The 17316-nt window shown below is 75.2% G+C and carries 14 protein-coding genes and 1 pseudogene; 9 read left to right on the top strand and 6 right to left on the bottom strand.

The genetic code is table 11. The features are described 5' to 3' along the window. Nucleotide 1 precedes the first annotated feature (1 nt). From GTY84_RS21265 to GTY84_RS35020, 4 genes are read right to left on the bottom strand one after another with little or no spacing between them, the layout of a single operon-like run. On the bottom strand, nt 2-970 hold the full coding sequence (locus GTY84_RS21265; protein ID WP_161227908.1) for a complex I subunit 1 family protein: 969 nt from the start codon (nt 968-970) through the stop codon (nt 2-4). Beyond that, nucleotides 967-2496: an NADH-quinone oxidoreductase subunit C gene (locus GTY84_RS21260; protein ID WP_161227907.1), complete on the bottom strand. Its 1530-nt coding sequence runs from the start codon at nt 2494-2496 to the stop codon at nt 967-969. Before GTY84_RS21260 ends, GTY84_RS21265 begins: the two co-directional genes overlap by 4 nt. Next, the gene (locus tag GTY84_RS21255) at nt 2493-3188 is read right to left on the bottom strand and encodes an NADH-quinone oxidoreductase subunit B (RefSeq protein ID WP_161227906.1); all 696 of its coding nucleotides are present in this window, start codon (nt 3186-3188) and stop codon (nt 2493-2495) included. Before GTY84_RS21255 ends, GTY84_RS21260 begins: the two co-directional genes overlap by 4 nt. After that, nucleotides 3179-3589: an NADH-quinone oxidoreductase subunit A gene (locus GTY84_RS35020; protein ID WP_161227905.1), complete on the bottom strand. Its 411-nt coding sequence runs from the start codon at nt 3587-3589 to the stop codon at nt 3179-3181. The genes GTY84_RS21255 and GTY84_RS35020 overlap by 10 nt, the downstream gene beginning before the upstream one ends. Before the next feature lie 208 nt (nt 3590-3797). On the opposite strand from GTY84_RS35020, the gene GTY84_RS21245 reads away from it, so the two are divergent. The 7 genes from GTY84_RS21245 (at nt 3798) to GTY84_RS21215 (ending at nt 13820) form a co-directional block, all read left to right on the top strand. Further along, complete coding sequence (locus GTY84_RS21245; RefSeq protein WP_161227904.1) at nt 3798-5030, top strand: sensor domain-containing protein; 1233 nt, start codon at nt 3798-3800, stop codon at nt 5028-5030. A 762-nt stretch (nt 5031-5792) separates the two neighbouring features. Next, nucleotides 5793-7169 (top strand): sensor histidine kinase, encoded by a 1377-nt coding sequence (locus GTY84_RS21240; RefSeq protein ID WP_161227903.1) that lies wholly within the window; start codon nt 5793-5795, stop codon nt 7167-7169. A 583-nt stretch (nt 7170-7752) separates the two neighbouring features. Next, entirely contained in the window at nt 7753-8424 is a 672-nt protein-coding gene (locus GTY84_RS21235) for a response regulator transcription factor (protein WP_161227902.1), read from the top strand. Between the two features lie 248 nt (nt 8425-8672). Then, a complete protein-coding gene (locus GTY84_RS21230; RefSeq protein WP_161227901.1) occupies nt 8673-10601 on the top strand; it encodes a 2-oxoacid:acceptor oxidoreductase subunit alpha in 1929 nt (642 codons plus the stop codon). Then, nucleotides 10594-11652 carry a 2-oxoacid:ferredoxin oxidoreductase subunit beta gene (locus tag GTY84_RS21225; RefSeq protein WP_161227900.1) on the top strand — a complete coding sequence of 353 codons (1059 nt, stop codon included), beginning with the start codon at nt 10594-10596 and terminating at the stop codon, nt 11650-11652. Before GTY84_RS21230 ends, GTY84_RS21225 begins: the two co-directional genes overlap by 8 nt. Nucleotides 11653-11995: 343 nt before the next feature. Continuing rightward, nucleotides 11996-13141, top strand: coding sequence for an EamA family transporter RarD (gene rarD / locus GTY84_RS21220; protein ID WP_161227899.1), 1146 nt, complete (start codon nt 11996-11998; stop codon nt 13139-13141). A 202-nt stretch (nt 13142-13343) separates the two neighbouring features. Continuing rightward, nucleotides 13344-13820: a VOC family protein gene (locus tag GTY84_RS21215; protein ID WP_161227898.1), complete on the top strand. Its 477-nt coding sequence runs from the start codon at nt 13344-13346 to the stop codon at nt 13818-13820. A gap of 74 nt (nt 13821-13894) precedes the next feature. On the opposite strand, the gene GTY84_RS21210 is transcribed toward GTY84_RS21215, so the two are convergent. Next, the gene (locus tag GTY84_RS21210) at nt 13895-14557 is read right to left on the bottom strand and encodes a zinc ribbon domain-containing protein (protein WP_161227897.1); all 663 of its coding nucleotides are present in this window, start codon (nt 14555-14557) and stop codon (nt 13895-13897) included. Nucleotides 14558-15125: 568 nt separating this feature from the next. On the opposite strand from GTY84_RS21210, the gene GTY84_RS21205 reads away from it, so the two are divergent. Then, nucleotides 15126-16085, top strand: a complete 960-nt coding sequence (locus tag GTY84_RS21205; protein WP_161227896.1) for a M28 family metallopeptidase — start codon at nt 15126-15128, stop codon at nt 16083-16085. Between the two features lie 63 nt (nt 16086-16148). Here GTY84_RS21205 and GTY84_RS21200 read toward each other — a convergent pair whose 3' ends face one another. Continuing rightward, on the bottom strand, nt 16149-16796 hold the full coding sequence (locus GTY84_RS21200) for a tetratricopeptide repeat protein (RefSeq protein WP_202551531.1): 648 nt from the start codon (nt 16794-16796) through the stop codon (nt 16149-16151). A gap of 340 nt (nt 16797-17136) precedes the next feature. On the opposite strand from GTY84_RS21200, the pseudogene GTY84_RS34075 reads away from it, so the two are divergent. Beyond that, nucleotides 17137-17316 (top strand): annotated as a pseudogene (locus GTY84_RS34075) (hypothetical protein); the annotation flags it as partial.

Raw genomic sequence — 17316 nt, 5'->3', positions numbered from 1 at the left:
GTTACCGGATCACCACCTTGACGATGCCGGTGAGGGCGATCTGGGCGAGGGCGAGGGGGACGAGGACCGTCCAGGAGAGCTTCTGGAGCTGGTCCTCGCGCAGCCGCGGGTAGGTCACGCGCAGCCAGATGACGACGAAGGCGAGCAGGGCGGTCTTCAGCAGGGTCCACACCCAGCCGAGCCCGTCGGCGCCCCAGGGGCCGTGCCAGCCCCCCAGGAAGAGGACGGTGGTCAGCCCGCACAGCACGACGATGCCCGCGTACTCCGCGAGCAGGAACAGCGCGAAGCGCAGTCCGGTGTACTCGGTGTAGGCGCCGAAGATGATCTCCGAGTCGGCGACCGGCATGTCGAACGGCGGGCGCTGGAGCTCCGCGAGACCGGCGACGAAGAAGACCAGCGCGCCCACGACCTGCCAGGGCAGCCACCACCACTGGAAGGCGTCCAGGATGCCGATGAGCGAGACCGTTCCCGCCGCCATGGCGACGGAGGCGGCGGCGAGCAGCATCGGCAGCTCGTACGCGAGGAGCTGGGCGGCGGTGCGCAGACCGCCGAGCAGCGAGAACTTGTTGGCGGAGGCCCAGCCGGCCATGAGCGAGCCGAGGATGCCGACACCCATCACGGCGAGGACGAAGAAGACGCCCGCGTCGACCGCCTGACCGACCGCTCCCTCACCGGGGCCGACCGGGATGACCAGCACCACCAGCAGGTAGGGCAGGAGGGCGACGGCGGGGGCGAGCTGGAAGACGCGGCGGTCGGCGTCGGCCGGGACCACGTCCTCCTTCTGCGCGAACTTCACGCCGTCCGCGACGAGTTGCGCCCAGCCGTGGAAGCCGCCCGCGTACATCGGGCCGAGGCGGCCCTGCATGTGCGCCATCACCTTGTGCTCCGTCTGCCCGACGAGGAGCGGGAGGACGAGGAAGGCGACGAACACGACCAGGAGCCGCAGGGTGACGTCGAGCACGTCGTTCACCGCGGGCCTCCTGGGGAGTTCGGCCGGTCCGGCCGCCCGGGACGGTGCGGACCGGAGGGCGGGGTGTCGGGGTCGTCGGGGGACGGGGGCGGGGGCGTGTCCGGGGACGAGGGCGTGTCCGGGGACGGGGGCTCGGGGGCGTCCTTCGCTCCGGGGGTGGCCTCCGGCTCGGGGGTGCCCTCCGGCGAGGGGGCCCGCTCGGTTCCGCCGGTCGGCGAGGAGCCGTGCTCCCCCATGGGCCGACCACCGCCCTCGGTGTCCGTCTCGCGGTCCCCGTCGCGGACGGGCTCGTCGAAGGCCGGGCGGGCGTGGTGCCAAGGGGCGTCCGGGCTGTGGGACGCGGCGATCGTGGCCCCCGAGTCGGGGGTGTGCCCGCCGGGGGCGCCCCCGGCGGAGCCGGACTCGGTGGGAGCCGAGGCCCCGGAGGGGGCCGACTCGGCGGCGGGCCCGGTGGACCCGGGCTCGGCGGGCGTGGACTCGGCAGTGCCGGGCTCGGTCTGCGCGGGCCCGGCGGGACCGGACCCGGTCGACGCGGGCCCGGCAGGACCCTGCTCGGCCGGCGCGGGCCCGGCGGGGGTCGGCCGCTGGGAGGCCGAGCCCTCGGCCGCGCTGCGGGACCGCCGCGCCGGGCGCTGACTCGCGGAGCCCTCCGAGGCGGACCGGGAGCGGCGCGGTGCAGGTTCCGGTGCCGGGGCCCCCGTCGGGGGCGCGTCCGGAGAGCCCGGGGCCCCCCGGTCCGGCGACGAAGGCTCCGCGGGGACCGCCGGTGCCGAAGGGGTCGCCCCGCCCGGGGACGTCACCGGTGCGGCCTGACTGGCGGAGCCCCCGGCGGCCGTACGGGCACGCCGGACCGGCCGCTCCCCCGCGGCCCCGGCGGCTCCCTCGCCCGCCGCACGACCGGCTCCCGCGCCCGCCGCGCGCCCCGCGCCCCGCGCCGGACGGGCCGGAGCCGCGGGGAGCCGGCCCTTGAGGGGACCCCACTCGTTCGGGTCGGGCACCCCCGGCGGCAGCATCTGGCGGCGCCGGGGCCCGCCGTGCTCGGACTCGCCGGGCTCCTTCGCGCCGGGCCACGCCTTGGCGACCCGGGCGGCGAGCACGAAGTCCTTGCGCAGGGGGTGGCCCTCGAAGCCGTCCGGCAGGAGCAGGTGGTCCAGCCCGGGGTGGTCCTCGAAGACGACGCCGAACATCTCGTGGGTCTCGCGCTCGTGCCAGGCCGCGCCCGCGTACACGGCGACGGCGGTCGGCAGGACGGGCTCCCCGTGCGGGACCGTGGTGCGCAGCAGCAGCCGCCGCACCGGGGCGAGGGCGGCGACGTGGGCCGCGACGCGGAAGCCCGCGCCCGGTTCGTCGACCGCGCTCAGCCAGTCGAAGTAGGTGCAGCCCAGCCGGTCCCGGGCCGTCCCCAGGGCGGCGATCCAGGACTCCGGGGGGACGTCCACGGTCAGGACGTCGTACGACTCCTCGGCCGCGGCCCCGGCGCCGAACAACTCCTCGGCACCGGCGGGCAGCCATCCGACCGCGCTCATGCCGTCTCCCCCGACCCCGAACCCGGACCAGGACCCGTGCCGGACCCCTGACCCGTACCGGACGCGGAGCCCGCGCCGGGGCCGGACCCCGGACCCGCGCCCGGTGCACGGCCCGGTCCCCGCACCAGCCCGCTCCGCAGCGCCGCCGCCGACGGCCGGTCGGACGCCCCGTACCGCTCCGCCAGCGACTCCCGGGCGATCCTCTCCTGGAGCTTGAGGATGCCCTGGAGCAGCGCCTCGGGCCTCGGCGGGCAGCCGGGGACGTAGACGTCGACGGGGATGATCTGGTCGACGCCCTTGGTCACGGAGTACGAGTCCCAGTACGGGCCGCCGCAGTTGGAGCAGGCGCCGAAGGAGATGACGTACTTGGGCTCGGGCATCTGCTCGTAGAGCCGCTTGACGGCCGGGGCCATCTTGTCGGTGACCGTGCCCGAGACCACCATCAGGTCGGCCTGGCGCGGGCCGGGCGCGAAGGGGATCACACCGAGCCGGATGAAGTCGTGGCGGGCCATCGACGCGGCGATGAACTCGATGGCGCAGCAGGCGAGCCCGAAGTTGAAGACCCAGAGCGAGTACCGGCGCCCCCAGTTGAGGACGACCTTCATCGGTTCGGGGGCGAGCCGGGCGAGCGCGCCGAGCCGCTTCGGCTCCGGCAGCGGCACCGGCCCGGGGGCGGCGGGGTTCACGTCCACGACATGACGCCCTTCTTGTAGGCGTACAGCAGGCCCACGGTCAGAAAGCCGAGGAAGACGAACATCTCCACGAGGGTCGTCGCACCGTAGCCGGGCGCGGCGAAGACCGTGGCCCAGGGGAACAGGAAGATCGAGTCGACGGCGAAGACGACGTAGAGGAACGCGTAGACGTAGTAGCGGACCTGGGTGTGCGCCCAGCCCTCGCCGACCGGGTCGACCCCGCACTCGTACGTCATGAGCTTCTCGGGCGTCGGGACCACGGGACGCAGCAGCCGCCCCGCCCCGAACGCCACGGCGACGAAGAGCACGCCGACGACGGCGAGCACGCCGACGACCGCGTAGGACCGGAAGTGGTCCGCCGCGACGACGACCGTCGCCCCGGCGGTGATCGGCTCCGCCACGTCCGCCCCCTCGCTCCCTGCCGCGGCGCCGCGCGGCGGTTCCGCACGCCGCTCTCCGACGATTTCCGTACGCACGGGAGTCTAGGCCCTGATAAAGGGACGGTAAGCAGCCCGTCGGCCCCCGGGACCCGGGGTGGGGTTTTCCCCCGCCCGTCCCCGGCGGCCCCCCTCATGGCATCGCGCGGGCCCGCACGGCACGCTGGCCGGTATGACCGAACACCTCTCGCGGCCGGCCGGGGCCGGCCCGGCGGACGACGACCGGCCGCCGCCCGCCCGTTTCGCCTACGACGGAACGACCTGGCGGGAGATCGCGCATCTGCTGGCCAACCTCCCGATGGCCCTGATCGGGTTCATCTACGTCGTGACGGTGCTGGCCACCGGGATCGGGCTGACGGTCACGGTGGTCGGGCTGCCCCTGCTGGCGCTCGGGCTGCTCGGCGCGCGCGGGATCGGCAAGCTGGAGCGGGCCCGCGCCCGCGCCCTGCTCGGAGTGCGGGTGGACGAGCCGAGCCCGCTGCCGACGCACACCGCGGACGGCTTCCTGCCCCGGCTGTGGATGGCGCTGAAGGACCCGGTGGGCTGGCGCACCATGCTGTACGACCTGATCCGGCTCCCCTGGGGCATCCTCACCTTCGCCATCACGCTGACCTCGCTGTTCGTGCTGTGGCCGGTGCTGCCCTTCCTGGCCCGCGCCCTGGCCAACGCGGACCGGGCGATGGTGCGGGCGCTGCTGTCGCCCTCCGACGAGCTGGAGCGCCGCATCGCGGAGCTGGAGTCGGACCGGGGCGTGGTGGTCGACACCGCCGCGGCCGACCTGCGCCGGATCGAACGGGACCTGCACGACGGCGCCCAGGCCCGCCTGGTCAACCTGGCGATGGGGCTGGGCCTCGCCAAGGAGAAGCTGCTGGAGGACCCGGACGCGGCGGCGGCGATGGTGGACGAGGCGCACGGCGAGGTGAAGCTGGCCCTCCAGGAGCTGCGCGACCTGGCCCGGGGCATCCACCCCGCGGTGCTGACCGACCGGGGCCTGGACGCGGCCCTGTCCTCCGTCGCCTCCCGCTGCACGGTGCCGGTGCGGGTGACGGTCGACGTGGCGGAGCGCCCGGCGGCGGCCATCGAGGGCATCGCCTACTTCACCGTCTCGGAGCTGCTCCAGAACGTCAGCAAGCACAGCGGGGCGCGGACCGCTTCGGTGGAGGTCTGGCGGTCGGCGGACCGGCTGATGCTCCAGGTCGTGGACGACGGGCGCGGGGGCGCGCGGCTGGACGCCGGTTCGGGCATGCGGGGTCTGGCGGACCGGCTGGGCGCGGTCGACGGGCTGTTCGCCGTGGACTCGCCGCCCGGCGGGCCCACGACCGTCACCGCCGAGCTGCCCTGGCGCGACCGCACCGACGCGGATGGTGCCGGCGCCCCCGCCGGACGGAACCGGCGCGGGCGGTAGCGGCGGGAGGGGCGGGGAACGCGGCACCCCAGGCCCGTTCCGGGACGGGGAGACGGGGCGGGGCCGGAGGCTCGTTCCGGGGCTGGAAGCCCCTTCCGGGGCCGGGGGCACGGGGCAGGACCGGGGACACGGAGCGGGCGCGCCGGAGCCCGGCGCAGGTCACGGACCGCGGAGCCGTTACTCGGACTTCTGCGCCTGCTTCTGCGCCCGGCGCCCTGCCGCCCCGCATCCGGCGCCCGGCGCGACACCCGGGGGCTCAGCGCTCCGGCCCGGATCCCGACGCCCGGCCCGGAATCGCGGAGCCGGAGCCCAGCGCACGGACCGGAATCGCGGAGCCGGAGCCGGAGCCCGACGCACGGACCGGGGTCCGGGGGTCCGAGAGTTCGGGGTCCGGAGGTCCGGGGTCCGGCAGTCCGGGAACCAAGCCACCGGGCTTCCAGGAGTCCGGGGGCCGAGCCCCGGGCACCCCTGAATCCCCGGCCCCCGGTCGCCGGGCGCAAGGGCCGGAAGCGGCCCCGGCGGCACCCTCCGCCCTCGGACCGGGCCCCGTCGGCCCATGGGGTGGGGAAAACCCCCGGCCCGGGACGCCGACGGGCTCCATGGCCCGCCGCCCCGCGGTGGAACAGAGTGGTGGGTACGACGGCACAGCCGTGGAACGGCGGTACGGCGGCCGTACCGCGCCCGGCACCCGGGGGCGCCCCGGCGACCGGCCGGGCGGCGGCGCGGGACGACAGGACCAGGACGAGGAGAGGGACGGCACCGATGGCCACGGAGTACGGACAGGACCACGGGTTCGGCGGCGGCCCCGGCCTCCTCGGGGACGCCGGCCGCACGCACCCCCGCAGGCACCGGCTGCCCGCCGGGCTGCGGGCCCCGTTCGAGGCGCGCAGCTGGCGGGAGTTCGGCCATGTGCTGCTGGGCCTGCCGATCGGCATCCTGCTGTTCACCTACGCCGTCACCATGGTCTCGCTGGGGGCGGGCCTCCTGGTGACGTTCCTGGGCGTGCCGGTGCTCGCCGCCGCGCTCGCCGGATGCCGGGGCCTCGGCGCGATGGAGCGGGCGCGGGCCCGCGCGCTGCTCGGGCTGCGGGTGGGCGAGCCGGAGCCGCTGCGCCCGGCGAAGCGGGGGGCGATGTCCTGGATGGGGGCCGTCCTCAAGAGCGGCTCCTCCTGGCGGAGCCTGCTGTACGCGCTGCTGCACATGCCCTGGGCGGTGTTCTCCTTCTCCGTCGCGGTGGTGATGTGGAGCTGCGCGCTGACGATGCTCAGCTACCCGCTCTGGTTCTGGGTGCTCCCGGCGTACGCCGGCCAGAGCGGCATCCAGCTCTACGGGGACGAGACGCACGCGGTCTTCCTGGACAACCCCTTCGAGATCACCGTCACGGCGCTGGTCGGACTGCTGGTCACCCTGGCCGCGCCGTGGGTCGTGCGGGCCCTGACGGTGGTGGACCAGCTGCTGGTGATCGGACTGCTGGGCCCGTCGCCGCTGGCGACCCGGGTGGTGGAGCTGGAGTCGGACCGGGGCGTGGTGGTCGACACCGCCGCGGCCGACCTGCGCCGGATCGAGCGCGACCTGCACGACGGCGCCCAGGCCCGCCTGGTCGGCCTGGCCATGGACCTGGGGCTGGCGAAGGAGAAGCTGAAGGAGGACCCGGACGCGGCGGCGCGCATGGTGGACGAGGCGCACGGCGAGGTGAAGACCGCGCTCCAGGAGCTGCGGGACCTGGCCCGGGGCATCCACCCGGCGGTGCTGACCGACCGGGGCCTGGACGCCGCGCTGTCCTCCGTCGCCTCGCGCTGCCCGGTGCCGGTGCGGGTCGAGGTGGACCTGGCGGAGCGACCCGCCTCGGCCATCGAGGGCATCGCCTACTTCACCGTCTCGGAGCTGCTCCAGAACGTCGGCAAGCACGCGCGGGCCCGCTCGGCGGCGGTCGAGGTGTGGCGCTCCGGGGACCGGCTGATGCTCCAGGTCGTGGACGACGGCGTGGGCGGGGCGGACCCGTCCGGCGGATCGGGGCTGACCGGGCTGGCGGAGCGGCTCGGCGCGGTGGACGGCATCCTCGCGGTGGACTCCCCCGCCGGGGGACCGACGCGGGTGACGGCCGAGCTGCCCTGGCGCGACGCGCTCACCACCCGCTGACCCGCGGTGCCGGGCGTCCGGGCCCGGTACCGGTGCCGCGCGCCCCGACCGGGGCGGAGTGCCGGTGGGCCGCCTCGGCGCCGTACGACGGTCCGGCGCCGTACGGCCGTCCGGACTGCCGGGGTGAGCGCGCCAGGCGGTACGGTGGGCCGCCGCCCTGCCGGGACCGGCCCGCCGCCCGGCCCCGGGACGCCGCAGGCCCCGGGGCGGACGTGTTCCCGGGACGGCCGTGGTCCCGCGGGCGGCCGTGGTCCCGCGGGCGGCCGTGATCCCGCGGGCGGCCGTGATCCCGCGGGCGGCCGTGATCCGGGCCCGGCGGGCCCCCGGGACGGTTCCGCGGGCCCGGGACGGCTCTCCGGGCCCGCCCGCGTGCCGGGCCCCGCCCGCCGGCTCGGCGTCCGCCCGGTCCCGTACTCCCGCCCGTCGCTCCCCGTCGTGCCTCCGGCACACCCCGTCGCCCCGGCACACCCGGTCGCCGATGCTGGGATGCTGTACGTGTCGCACGGACCCGTGCGCGGACGCGGAACCGGCCGCGCCGGGCGGTCCGCGCGGGCACAGACCGGCACATGGGGGGACGGGGAACGTGGAGGACAGGGTGCGCGTGGTCATCGCCGAGGATTCGGTGCTCCTCAGGGAGGGGCTGACCCGGTTGCTGACCGACCGGGGACACGACGTGGTCGCCGGGGTCGGCGACGGCGAGGCCCTGATCAGGACCATCGCGGAGCTGCACGCCGGGGACGGGCTGCCGGACGTGGTGGTGGCGGACGTGCGGATGCCCCCGACGCACACCGACGAGGGCGTGCGGGCGGCCGTGCAACTGCGCAAGGTCCACCCCGGGCTCGGGGTGCTGGTGCTCTCCCAGTACGTGGAGGAGCGGTACGCCACCGAACTGCTGGCGGGCTCCAGCCGCGGGGTCGGCTACCTGCTCAAGGACCGGGTGGCCGAGGTCCGCGAGTTCGTGGACGCGGTGGTCCGGGTGGCCCGGGGCGGCACGGCGCTCGACCCCGAGGTCGTGGCCCAGCTCCTCGGCCGCAGCCGCAAGCAGGACGTGCTGGCCGGGCTGACCCCGCGCGAGCGGGAGGTGCTGGAGCTGATGGCCGAGGGCCGGACCAACTCCGCCGTCGCCCGCCGGCTCGTGGTCAGCGACGGGGCGGTCGAGAAGCACGTCAGCAACATCTTCCTCAAGCTGGGGCTGTCCCCCAGCGACGGCGACCACCGGCGGGTGCTGGCCGTCCTGACCTATCTCAACTCCTGACCCCGGGGCACCGCGCACGCCCCCGTCGGAGCCCGCGGGAGGGCCCCGATACGGAAGTCTCGGCCCAGAACACCTGATCGAACGAGAAACCGTGACGGACCCGGCGCCGACCCGGCGCCGGGCTGTCCACGGACCGAGACCAACATCCGGATGTCCCCCGGAAGTCGGCCGGTGCGGACGTAGTGTTGCTCCGGGATGGTCACGGGAGACCAGTCCCCGGACAGCCGCCTCGAAGGAGGTCCAGTTCAGTGACCAGCCAGGTCAGCAGCCCAGCGGAGCACGCCGACGGAACCGTGGTGGGAGAGCAGCGCCAACCGGCGGGGACGAAGGACGTCCGCCGCCTGGACCGGGTGATCATCAGGTTCGCCGGGGACTCCGGCGACGGCATGCAGCTCACCGGTGACCGCTTCACCTCGGAGACCGCGTCGTTCGGCAACGATCTGTCGACGCTGCCGAACTTCCCCGCCGAGATCCGGGCCCCCGCGGGGACCCTGCCCGGTGTCTCCTCGTTCCAGCTCCACTTCGCCGACCACGACATCCTGACCCCCGGTGACGCGCCGAACGTCCTGGTCGCGATGAACCCGGCGGCGCTGAAGGCCAACATCGCGGACCTGCCGCGCGGCGCGGAGATCATCGTCAACACGGACGAGTTCACCAAGCGGGCGATGCAGAAGGTCGGCTACGCGGCCTCGCCCCTGGAGGACGGCTCCCTCGACGGCTACAGCCTGCACCCGGTGCCGCTGACCACCCTGACGGTGGAGGCCCTCAAGGAGTTCGACCTCACCCGCAAGGAGGCCGAGCGCAGCAAGAACATGTTCGCGCTGGGCCTGCTGAGCTGGATGTACCACCGGCCCACCGAGGGCACCGAGAAGTTCCTGCGGACGAAGTTCGCCAAGAAGCCCGAGATCGCCGCCGCGAACATCGCGGCCTACCGGGCGGGCTGGAACTTCGGCGAGACCACCGAGGACTTCGCGGTCTCCTACGAGGTGGCCCCGGCCTCCAAGGCGTTCCCGCCGGGCGTCTACCGCAACATCTCCGGGAACCTGGCGCTGGCCTACGGGCTGATCGCCGCGGGCCGGCAGTCCCGGCTGCCGCTGTACCTGGGCTCGTACCCGATCACCCCGGCCTCGGACATCCTGCACGAGCTGAGCCGGCACAAGAACTTCGGCGTGCGCACCTTCCAGGCCGAGGACGAGATCGCGGGCATCGGGGCGGCGCTGGGCGCGGCCTTCGGCGGCTCGCTGGCGGTGACCACCACCTCCGGTCCCGGCGTCGCGCTCAAGAGCGAGACGATCGGCCTGGCGGTCTCGCTGGAGCTGCCGCTGCTGATCGTCGACATCCAGCGCGGCGGGCCGTCCACCGGCCTGCCCACCAAGACCGAGCAGGCCGATCTGCTCCAGGCGATGTACGGCCGCAACGGCGAGGCCCCGGTCCCCGTGGTCGCCCCGCGCACCCCGGCGGACTGCTTCGACGCGGCCCTGGAGGCGGCCCGGATCGCCCTGGAGTACCGCACCCCGGTCTTCCTCCTCTCCGACGGCTACCTGGCCAACGGTTCCGAGCCGTGGCGCGTCCCGGAGCCGGCCGAACTGCCCGACCTGTCGGTCGAGTTCGCCCAGGCCCCGAACCACACCACCGAGGACGGCACAGAGGTCTTCTGGCCGTACAAGCGCGACCCGGAGACCCTGGCCCGCCCCTGGGCCGTCCCCGGCACCGCCGGGCTCGAACACCGCATCGGCGGCATCGAGAAGCAGGACGGCACCGGCAACATCTCCTACGACCCGGCCAACCACGACTTCATGGTCCGCACCCGGCAGGCCAAGATCGACGGTATCGCCGTGCCCGACCTGGAGGTCGACGACCCGGACGGCGCCCGCACCCTGGTCCTGGGCTGGGGTTCCACCTACGGGCCCATCACCGCCGCGGTACGGCGGCTGCGCGCCGCCGGGGAGCCCATCGCACAGGCCCACCTGCGCCACCTCAACCCGTTCCCCGAGAACCTCGGCACCGTCCTGGCCTCGTACGACAAGGTCGTGATCCCCGAGATGAACCTGGGGCAGCTCGCCACCCTCGTCCGGGCGAAGTACCTGGTCGACGCCCACTCGTACAACCAGGTCAACGGCATGCCGTTCAAGGCGGAGCAGCTCGCCTCGGCGCTGAAGGAGGCCATCGATGACTGATCCCGCGACCCTGCTCCAGCTCGTCCCCAAGGCCGAGGGCCGGCAGTCCATGAAGGACTTCAAGTCGGACCAGGAGGTCCGCTGGTGCCCCGGCTGCGGTGACTACGCGATCCTCGCCGCCGTCCAGGGGTTCATGCCCCAGCTCGGGCTGGCGAAGGAGAACATCGTCTTCGTCTCGGGCATCGGCTGCTCCTCCCGCTTCCCGTACTACCTGAACACCTACGGGATGCACTCCATCCACGGCCGTGCCCCGGCCATCGCCACCGGGCTCGCCACCTCCCGGCGGGACCTGTCGGTCTGGGTCGTCACCGGTGACGGCGACGCCCTCTCCATCGGCGGCAACCACCTCATCCACGCCCTGCGGCGCAACGTCAACCTCAAGATCCTGCTCTTCAACAACCGGATCTACGGGCTGACCAAGGGCCAGTACTCGCCCACATCCGAGGTCGGCAAGATCACCAAGTCCACGCCGATGGGCTCCCTGGACGCGCCCTTCAACCCGGTCTCCCTGGCCCTGGGCGCCGAGGCGTCCTTCGTCGCCCGCACCGTCGACTCCGACCGCAAGCACCTCACCGAGGTCCTGCGCCAGGCCGCCGACCACCCGGGCACGGCGCTCGTCGAGATCTACCAGAACTGCAACATCTTCAACGACGGCGCCTTCGACGCCATCAAGGACAAGCAGCGCGCCGAGGAGGCGGTGATCCGCCTGGAGCACGGGCAGCCGATCCGCTTCGGCACCGACGGCACCAAGGGCGTCGTCCGCGACGGGCGCACCGGCGACCTGGAGGTCGTCGAGGTCACCGCGGACAACGAGGCCGACCTCCTGGTCCACGACGCCGCCGCGGCCTCCCCGACCACGGCCTTCGCGCTGTCCCGCCTCGCCGACCCCGACACCCTGCACCACACCCCGATCGGGGTCTTCCGCTCCGTCCGGCGGCCGGTCTACGACACCCTCATGGCCGACCAGCTCGACACCGCGGTGCGGCGCGACGGCGAGGGCGACCTCGGCGCGCTGCTCGCGGGCGGCGACACCTGGACGGTCGTCGGCTGAGTCCGGCCCGCCCGAGCGACGGGACCCCGGCGGACGCCGCCCGGGGTCCCGTCGGCGTTTCCCCGTCACCCGCCCGCCGGGCGCCCGGGAGGGGCCGGGGAGAGTCCTGGGGCCGCCGGCGCTTGGGGCCGGTCCTCGGGGCCGGTCCTCGGGGCCGGTCCTCGGGGCCGGGGGCTTCGGGTCCGCACGGTTCCGTCCTCGTCCGAGGGGTGACCGGGGGCGCCGGGCGGGCACCCGGTGCGCGCGGGCCGGGGCTGTCATGACCGTATCGCGGTACGGGTATGACGCGCGGTGGCGCGCGGCGCTACCGTCATGGCGCACGGACATGCGAGGGAGGTGTCCCATGGCGCGGACGTCGGGGAACGAACAGCGAATAGGCCTGCTGAACGGCTTCGCCGCCTACGGGATGTGGGGGCTCGTCCCCCTGTTCTGGCCACTGATGGAGCCCGCCGGAGCCGGGGAGATACTCGCCCACCGCATGGTGTGGTCGCTCGCCGTCGTCGGCGCCCTCCTGCTGTTCGTCCGGCGCTGGGCCTGGATCGGGGAACTGCTGCGCCGGCCGCGCCGGCTCGCCCTGGTCTCGGTGGCCGCGGCGGTGATCACGGTGAACTGGGGCCTCTACATCTGGTCCGTGAACACCGGCCATGTCGTCGAGGCGTCGCTCGGCTACTTCATCAACCCCCTGGTGACCATCGCGATCGGCGTCCTGCTGCTCAAGGAGCGGCTCCGACCCACGCAGTGGGCCGCCGTCGGCACCGGCTGCGCCGCCGTGGTGGTGCTCACCATCGGCTACGGGCACCCGCCGTGGATCTCCCTCTGCCTCGCCTTCTCGTTCGCCACGTACGGCCTGGTGAAGAAGAAGGTCAACCTGGGCGGGGTCGAGTCGCTGGCCGCCGAGACCGCGATCCAGTTCCTGCCCGCGCTGGGCTTCATCGTGTGGCTGGGGGCGCGCGGCGACTCCACCTTCACCACCGAGGGCCCCGGGCACGCGGCTCTGCTCGCCACGACCGGCGTGATCACCGCGATCCCGCTGGTCTGCTTCGGGGCGGCGGCGATCCGGGTGCCGCTGTCCACGCTGGGGCTGCTCCAGTACCTGGCGCCGGTCTTCCAGTTCCTGCTCGGCATCACCTACTTCGGCGAGTCCATGCGGCCCGAGCGCTGGGCCGGGTTCGCCCTGGTCTGGCTGGCCCTGGCCCTGCTCACCTGGGACGCCCTGCGCACCGCCCGCCGCAGCGCCCGCGCGCTCAGGGCACGGACGGCGGCGGCCGGGGCGACGGAACCGGCGCCGGGCGGGGCCGCGGCGCGGGAGAGAGACGTCGTGGCGTGTGGAGTGCCGGGGGCGGCGGGGACGGCGGGGGCCGCCCCGGGCACGGCCCCGGCACCGGGCTCGGCCCTGGCCCAGGGCACGCCCATGGCTCCGGGCGGGGCCCCGGCGGCTCCGACGGCTCCGACGGCTCCGGGCGGGGCTCCGGCGGGCCCGGAGAGCTAGGTGGGCCGGGGAGGGACCCCGGGAGGCCCGAGGTGAGCCGGAGCGGGGGTGAGCCGGAGGCGGGCAGGAGACCCGGGGGTGAGCCGGGGGTGAGCCGGAGGCGGGCGGGGGTGAGCCGGAGGCGGGTCCGGGGCGGGCCGCCGGGGCGCGTCTCAGGGATGTCCCTGGCGCGACCCCTCAGGCACCCCCTATGACTGGTGGCATGAACGAGAACCCCGCCGCCGCACCGGCTCCCCTGCACTACAAGATCGTCATCGATGCCGCCGACCCGCACGCGCAGGCCGACTTCTGGGCCGCCGCGCTCCACTACACGGCAGAGGACCACAGCCGGCTCATCGAGGGCCTCCTGGGCGCCGGGGCCGTCCCCGAGGAGGCCACCGTCGAGATCCGGGGCCGCCGCGCCTGGCGGGACCTGGCCGCCGTACGGCACCCCGACGACCCCTGGCAGGAGGGGACGGGCACCGGTCTGGGGCGGCGGCTGCTGTTCCAGCGCGTGCCGGAGCCGAAGTCCGGCAAGAACCGCCTCCACCTGGACCTCCACAGCGAGCCGGGCCGCCGTGAGGAGGAGATCGCCCGCCTGGAGTCCCTGGGCGCGAGCGTGCTGCGCCGGGTGGCGGAACAGGGCGGGGAGTGGGCCCACATGCTGGACCCCGAGGGCAACGACTTCTGCCTCCACTGAGCTTCCGCCGGGTGGGCGGTGCTCCCGGCCGTGCCCTCGGGGGCGGGCCGGGAGCGGGCCGCTCCCCGGGGCGGTCAGGCGCGGGTGCCGCAGGTGGGGCAGAAGGCCGCGCCGGCGGGCAGGTCGCCGTTGCAGGAGCCGCAGGCGGTGCTCTGGGCGAGGCGGTGGCCGCAGCCGTGGCAGAAGGCGCCGCCCCTGGTCTCCGTCTGGCACTGGGGGCAGACGAGCTGGTGCCGCGCGGAGGCGTCGTAGGTGGCGCCGTCGCGCTGACCGGCGTCGTAGGCCCGCTGGGTGACCATGTCGTTCAGGCCGCGCCGCTGCGCCGCCTGGGCCTCGGCGGCGGTGTCCGGCGAGCAGGTGAGGCAGAGGCCCTGGCCCGCGTTCCAGCAGCGCCCGCAGGCGTAACCGGTGCAGCGCGGGCAGCGGTTGAAGTGACCCTCGGCGTTCTCGATGGCCCGGGAGAACGCGGCGTCCTTCTGGTTGCCGAAACTCGCTCCCGCGACCCCGTCGGCGGCGGCCGACACGCCGCGCGTGGCGCCGTTGCCGAACATCGACCAGGCGGCGCCCACTCCCTTGGAGACCCAGCCCGCGACCTGTCCGGCGCGGAACGGCTCGAAGGGCGAGCGCCAGGTGTCGTAGCAGCGGCCGCAGGAGAACTCGAACTGGAACCCCGCACCGGTGCCGTGCTCGACGCACAGGTCTCTGTGGTTGTTGCTGAAGTGGATCTCGTTGCTCACGGAGCCCCCATACACACGGATCTGATGTGCCCGGCGCACGACCGGCAGGCCCCCGTCGGACCCACCGCCCCTCGTCGCCGCCGCCCCGCAGACTAGCGTCTTCCGGCCACGCGGTGACCGGGTGGTCGGCTCCCGGCGGCCGGGGGCGCCCGGCGCGGGCGGCGGCGTCGGCGTCGGCTCCTGGGGCCGGAGGCGTCCGGCGCGGGCGGCGGCAAGGGCGCCTCCCGGCTGCCGGGGGGTGCCCGGCGCGGTCTCCCGACCGGAGTGGCCCGTGCACCGGGGCGTGGGCGGGCAAGGCCGGGCGGGGCGGCGCCGGGGGCCGAGGGCCGGGCGCCGGGGGTGCACCGCGCCGGGGCCGGACCCGGACGGTCGGCGGTGGAAACGGGACGGGGTCGGCGGGGGCACCGCCCCGGGCGGCGTCCGCCCCGGCCCGCCCGGCTCCCCGGCCCGCCCGGCCCGGTGGCCGATTGACGGCCTTGACGTGCCGTCAGCCCCGGCTTCACCATCCAGGCACCCCATTCACCGGAGTCCCCGACCCCGGGACTCCCCGCAATCCGGAGCCCCCCACATGAAGCTCTCCGTGTCCGGACGCACCCTGACGGCCAGTGCCGTCGCGGTCGTCACCCTGATCACCGGCGGTTCCCTGGCCGGGGCCGCGCCCGCCCCCGTACCCGCGGCCCCGNCCGCCGCTGCCGCCGCGCCCGACATACCCGTGGCCAACGTCAAGGCCCACCTCTCGCAGTTCCAATCCATAGCCTCGGCCAACGGCGGCAACCGGGCGCACGGCCGCCCCGGCTACCAGGCGTCGCTCTCCTACGTGAAGTCCAAGCTGGACGCCGCCGGATTCACCACCACCGTCCAGCAGTTCAGCGCCTCCGGGGCGATCGGGTACAACCTCGTCGCGGACTGGCCGGGCGGCGACACGAACAAGATTGTCATGCTCGGATCACATCTGGACGGCGTCGCCTACGGGCCCGGCATCAACGACAACGGCTCCGGCTCCGCAGCCGTCCTGGAGACCGCGCTCGCCGTGGCCCGCGCCAACTACCGGCCCACCAAGCACCTCCGCTTCGCCTGGTGGGGCGCGGAGGAGCTGGGGATGATCGGCTCCCGCGCCTACGTCAACGGCCTCGGCGCCAACCGCGCGAAGATCAGCGGCTATCTGAACTTCGACATGATCGGCTCGCCCAACCCCGGCTACTTCGTCTACGACGACGACCCCACGATCGAGAGCGCGTTCAAGGAGTACTTCAGCGGCATCGGCGTCCCGACCGAGATCGAGACCCAGGGCGACGGCCGCTCCGACCACGCCCCCTTCAAGAACGTCGGCATCCCCGTCGGCGGCCTCTTCAGCGGCGCGGACTACCGCAAGACGGCGGCGCAGGCGGCCAAGTGGGGCGGCACCGCGGGCCTGGCCTTCGACCGCTGCTACCACTCCTCCTGCGACACCCTCGCCAACATCGACGACACGGCGCTGAACCGCCACAGCGACGCCATCGCCCACGCGCTGTGGAAGCTCTCCGCCTAGGGCCGGCACCAGTACCGGGCGCGGGGCCGGGGCCGGTACCGGCCCCGTGAGCACCGGGCCCGGTCAGCCGGTCCCCGCCCGGGCGCGCTCCGCCAGGCGGTCCATGCGGACGCGTACGGAGTCCAGCCGCTCGGTGTCCCCGGCGGCCGGGCCCCCCTCGGCGACGAGTTCGTCCCACAGCCCGATCAGCTCGCCCCCCAGCTCCAGCCCCCGGTCCGGCGCGCGCACCCCCCGCCAGGAGGTGGCCGCGCTCTGGACGTTGCCGTAGGCGGCCTCCGCGTCGCCCCGGCGGCGGTGGACCCGGGCCAGGTCCAGCGAGAGCAGGAAGGCCCGGTCCGGGTCGCCCGACAGATAGGCGATGTACGCGGTGAGTTCGCGCAGCCGCAGCACCTCCGGGTGTTCGGGGCCCAGCGTGCCCGACGCCCGGTCCACCGCCTGCTCCGCCAGCAGCGCCGCCTCCTGGGTGCGCCCCGCCCGCACGGCCTCGTTGATGCGCGCGGTCGGTTCCGCCAGCAGGGCGGGGGCGGTGCTGTCGCCGGGCGCGGTGATCGGCTCGTCGCCCAGCACCGCCTCCGCCACGGCGTCGAAGCCGCGGGCAGGGGTCGGGGTGGGCCCGCCCTCGTCCTCGTAGTCGAAGCCGGGGGCCAGTCCGGCGGCGATCCCGGCGGTTACCGCGGCCGGGGCCGCGCCGGGTGCCGGTGCGGACGGCACGGGCGGGACCGGGGACGGTACCGGGGGGACCGGGGACGGGGAAACCAAGGCCGGGGAGGGGATCGGCCGCGAGGGCGCGTAGACGGCGGGAGCCGCGGCGGGGCCGGGCCCCCCGGTGGTCCCGGACCCGCCGTCGGCCCCTGGCGTTCCGGGCGCCGCGGGGCCTGCGGGGTCCGCGGGCGTTTCGACGGCCGGGGGCGCGGTGGGCTCCCCGGCGTCCGCGGCCCGGGCACCCGTAGGAGCCGACGCCCCCGCGGACTCCGTAGGGGCCGTAGGGGCCGTAGGGGCCGTAGGGGCCGTAGGGGCCGTAGGGGCCGTAGGGGCCGTAGGGGCCGTAGGGATGGTCGCGCCCCTCGGGGGCAGCGCGCCCAGGGGGCCCATCGGTCCCGCCTCCGCCCGTCGCCCGGACGCCGCCTCCGGGTCCATCGCGGGCGGCGGCCCGAACACCCCCGTAGGCGGCACCACGGTGCCCGGCGCGGGCGCCGGATCCTGGACCGGAGCGGACGTCGGCACCGGCACC

It is taken from the genome of Streptomyces sp. SID8352 (assembly GCF_009862265.1).
Lineage (GTDB): Bacteria > Actinomycetota > Actinomycetes > Streptomycetales > Streptomycetaceae > Streptomyces.
The sequence above is the reverse complement of the archived record's forward strand: the minus strand, read 5'-3'. Positions and strand labels throughout refer to the sequence as shown.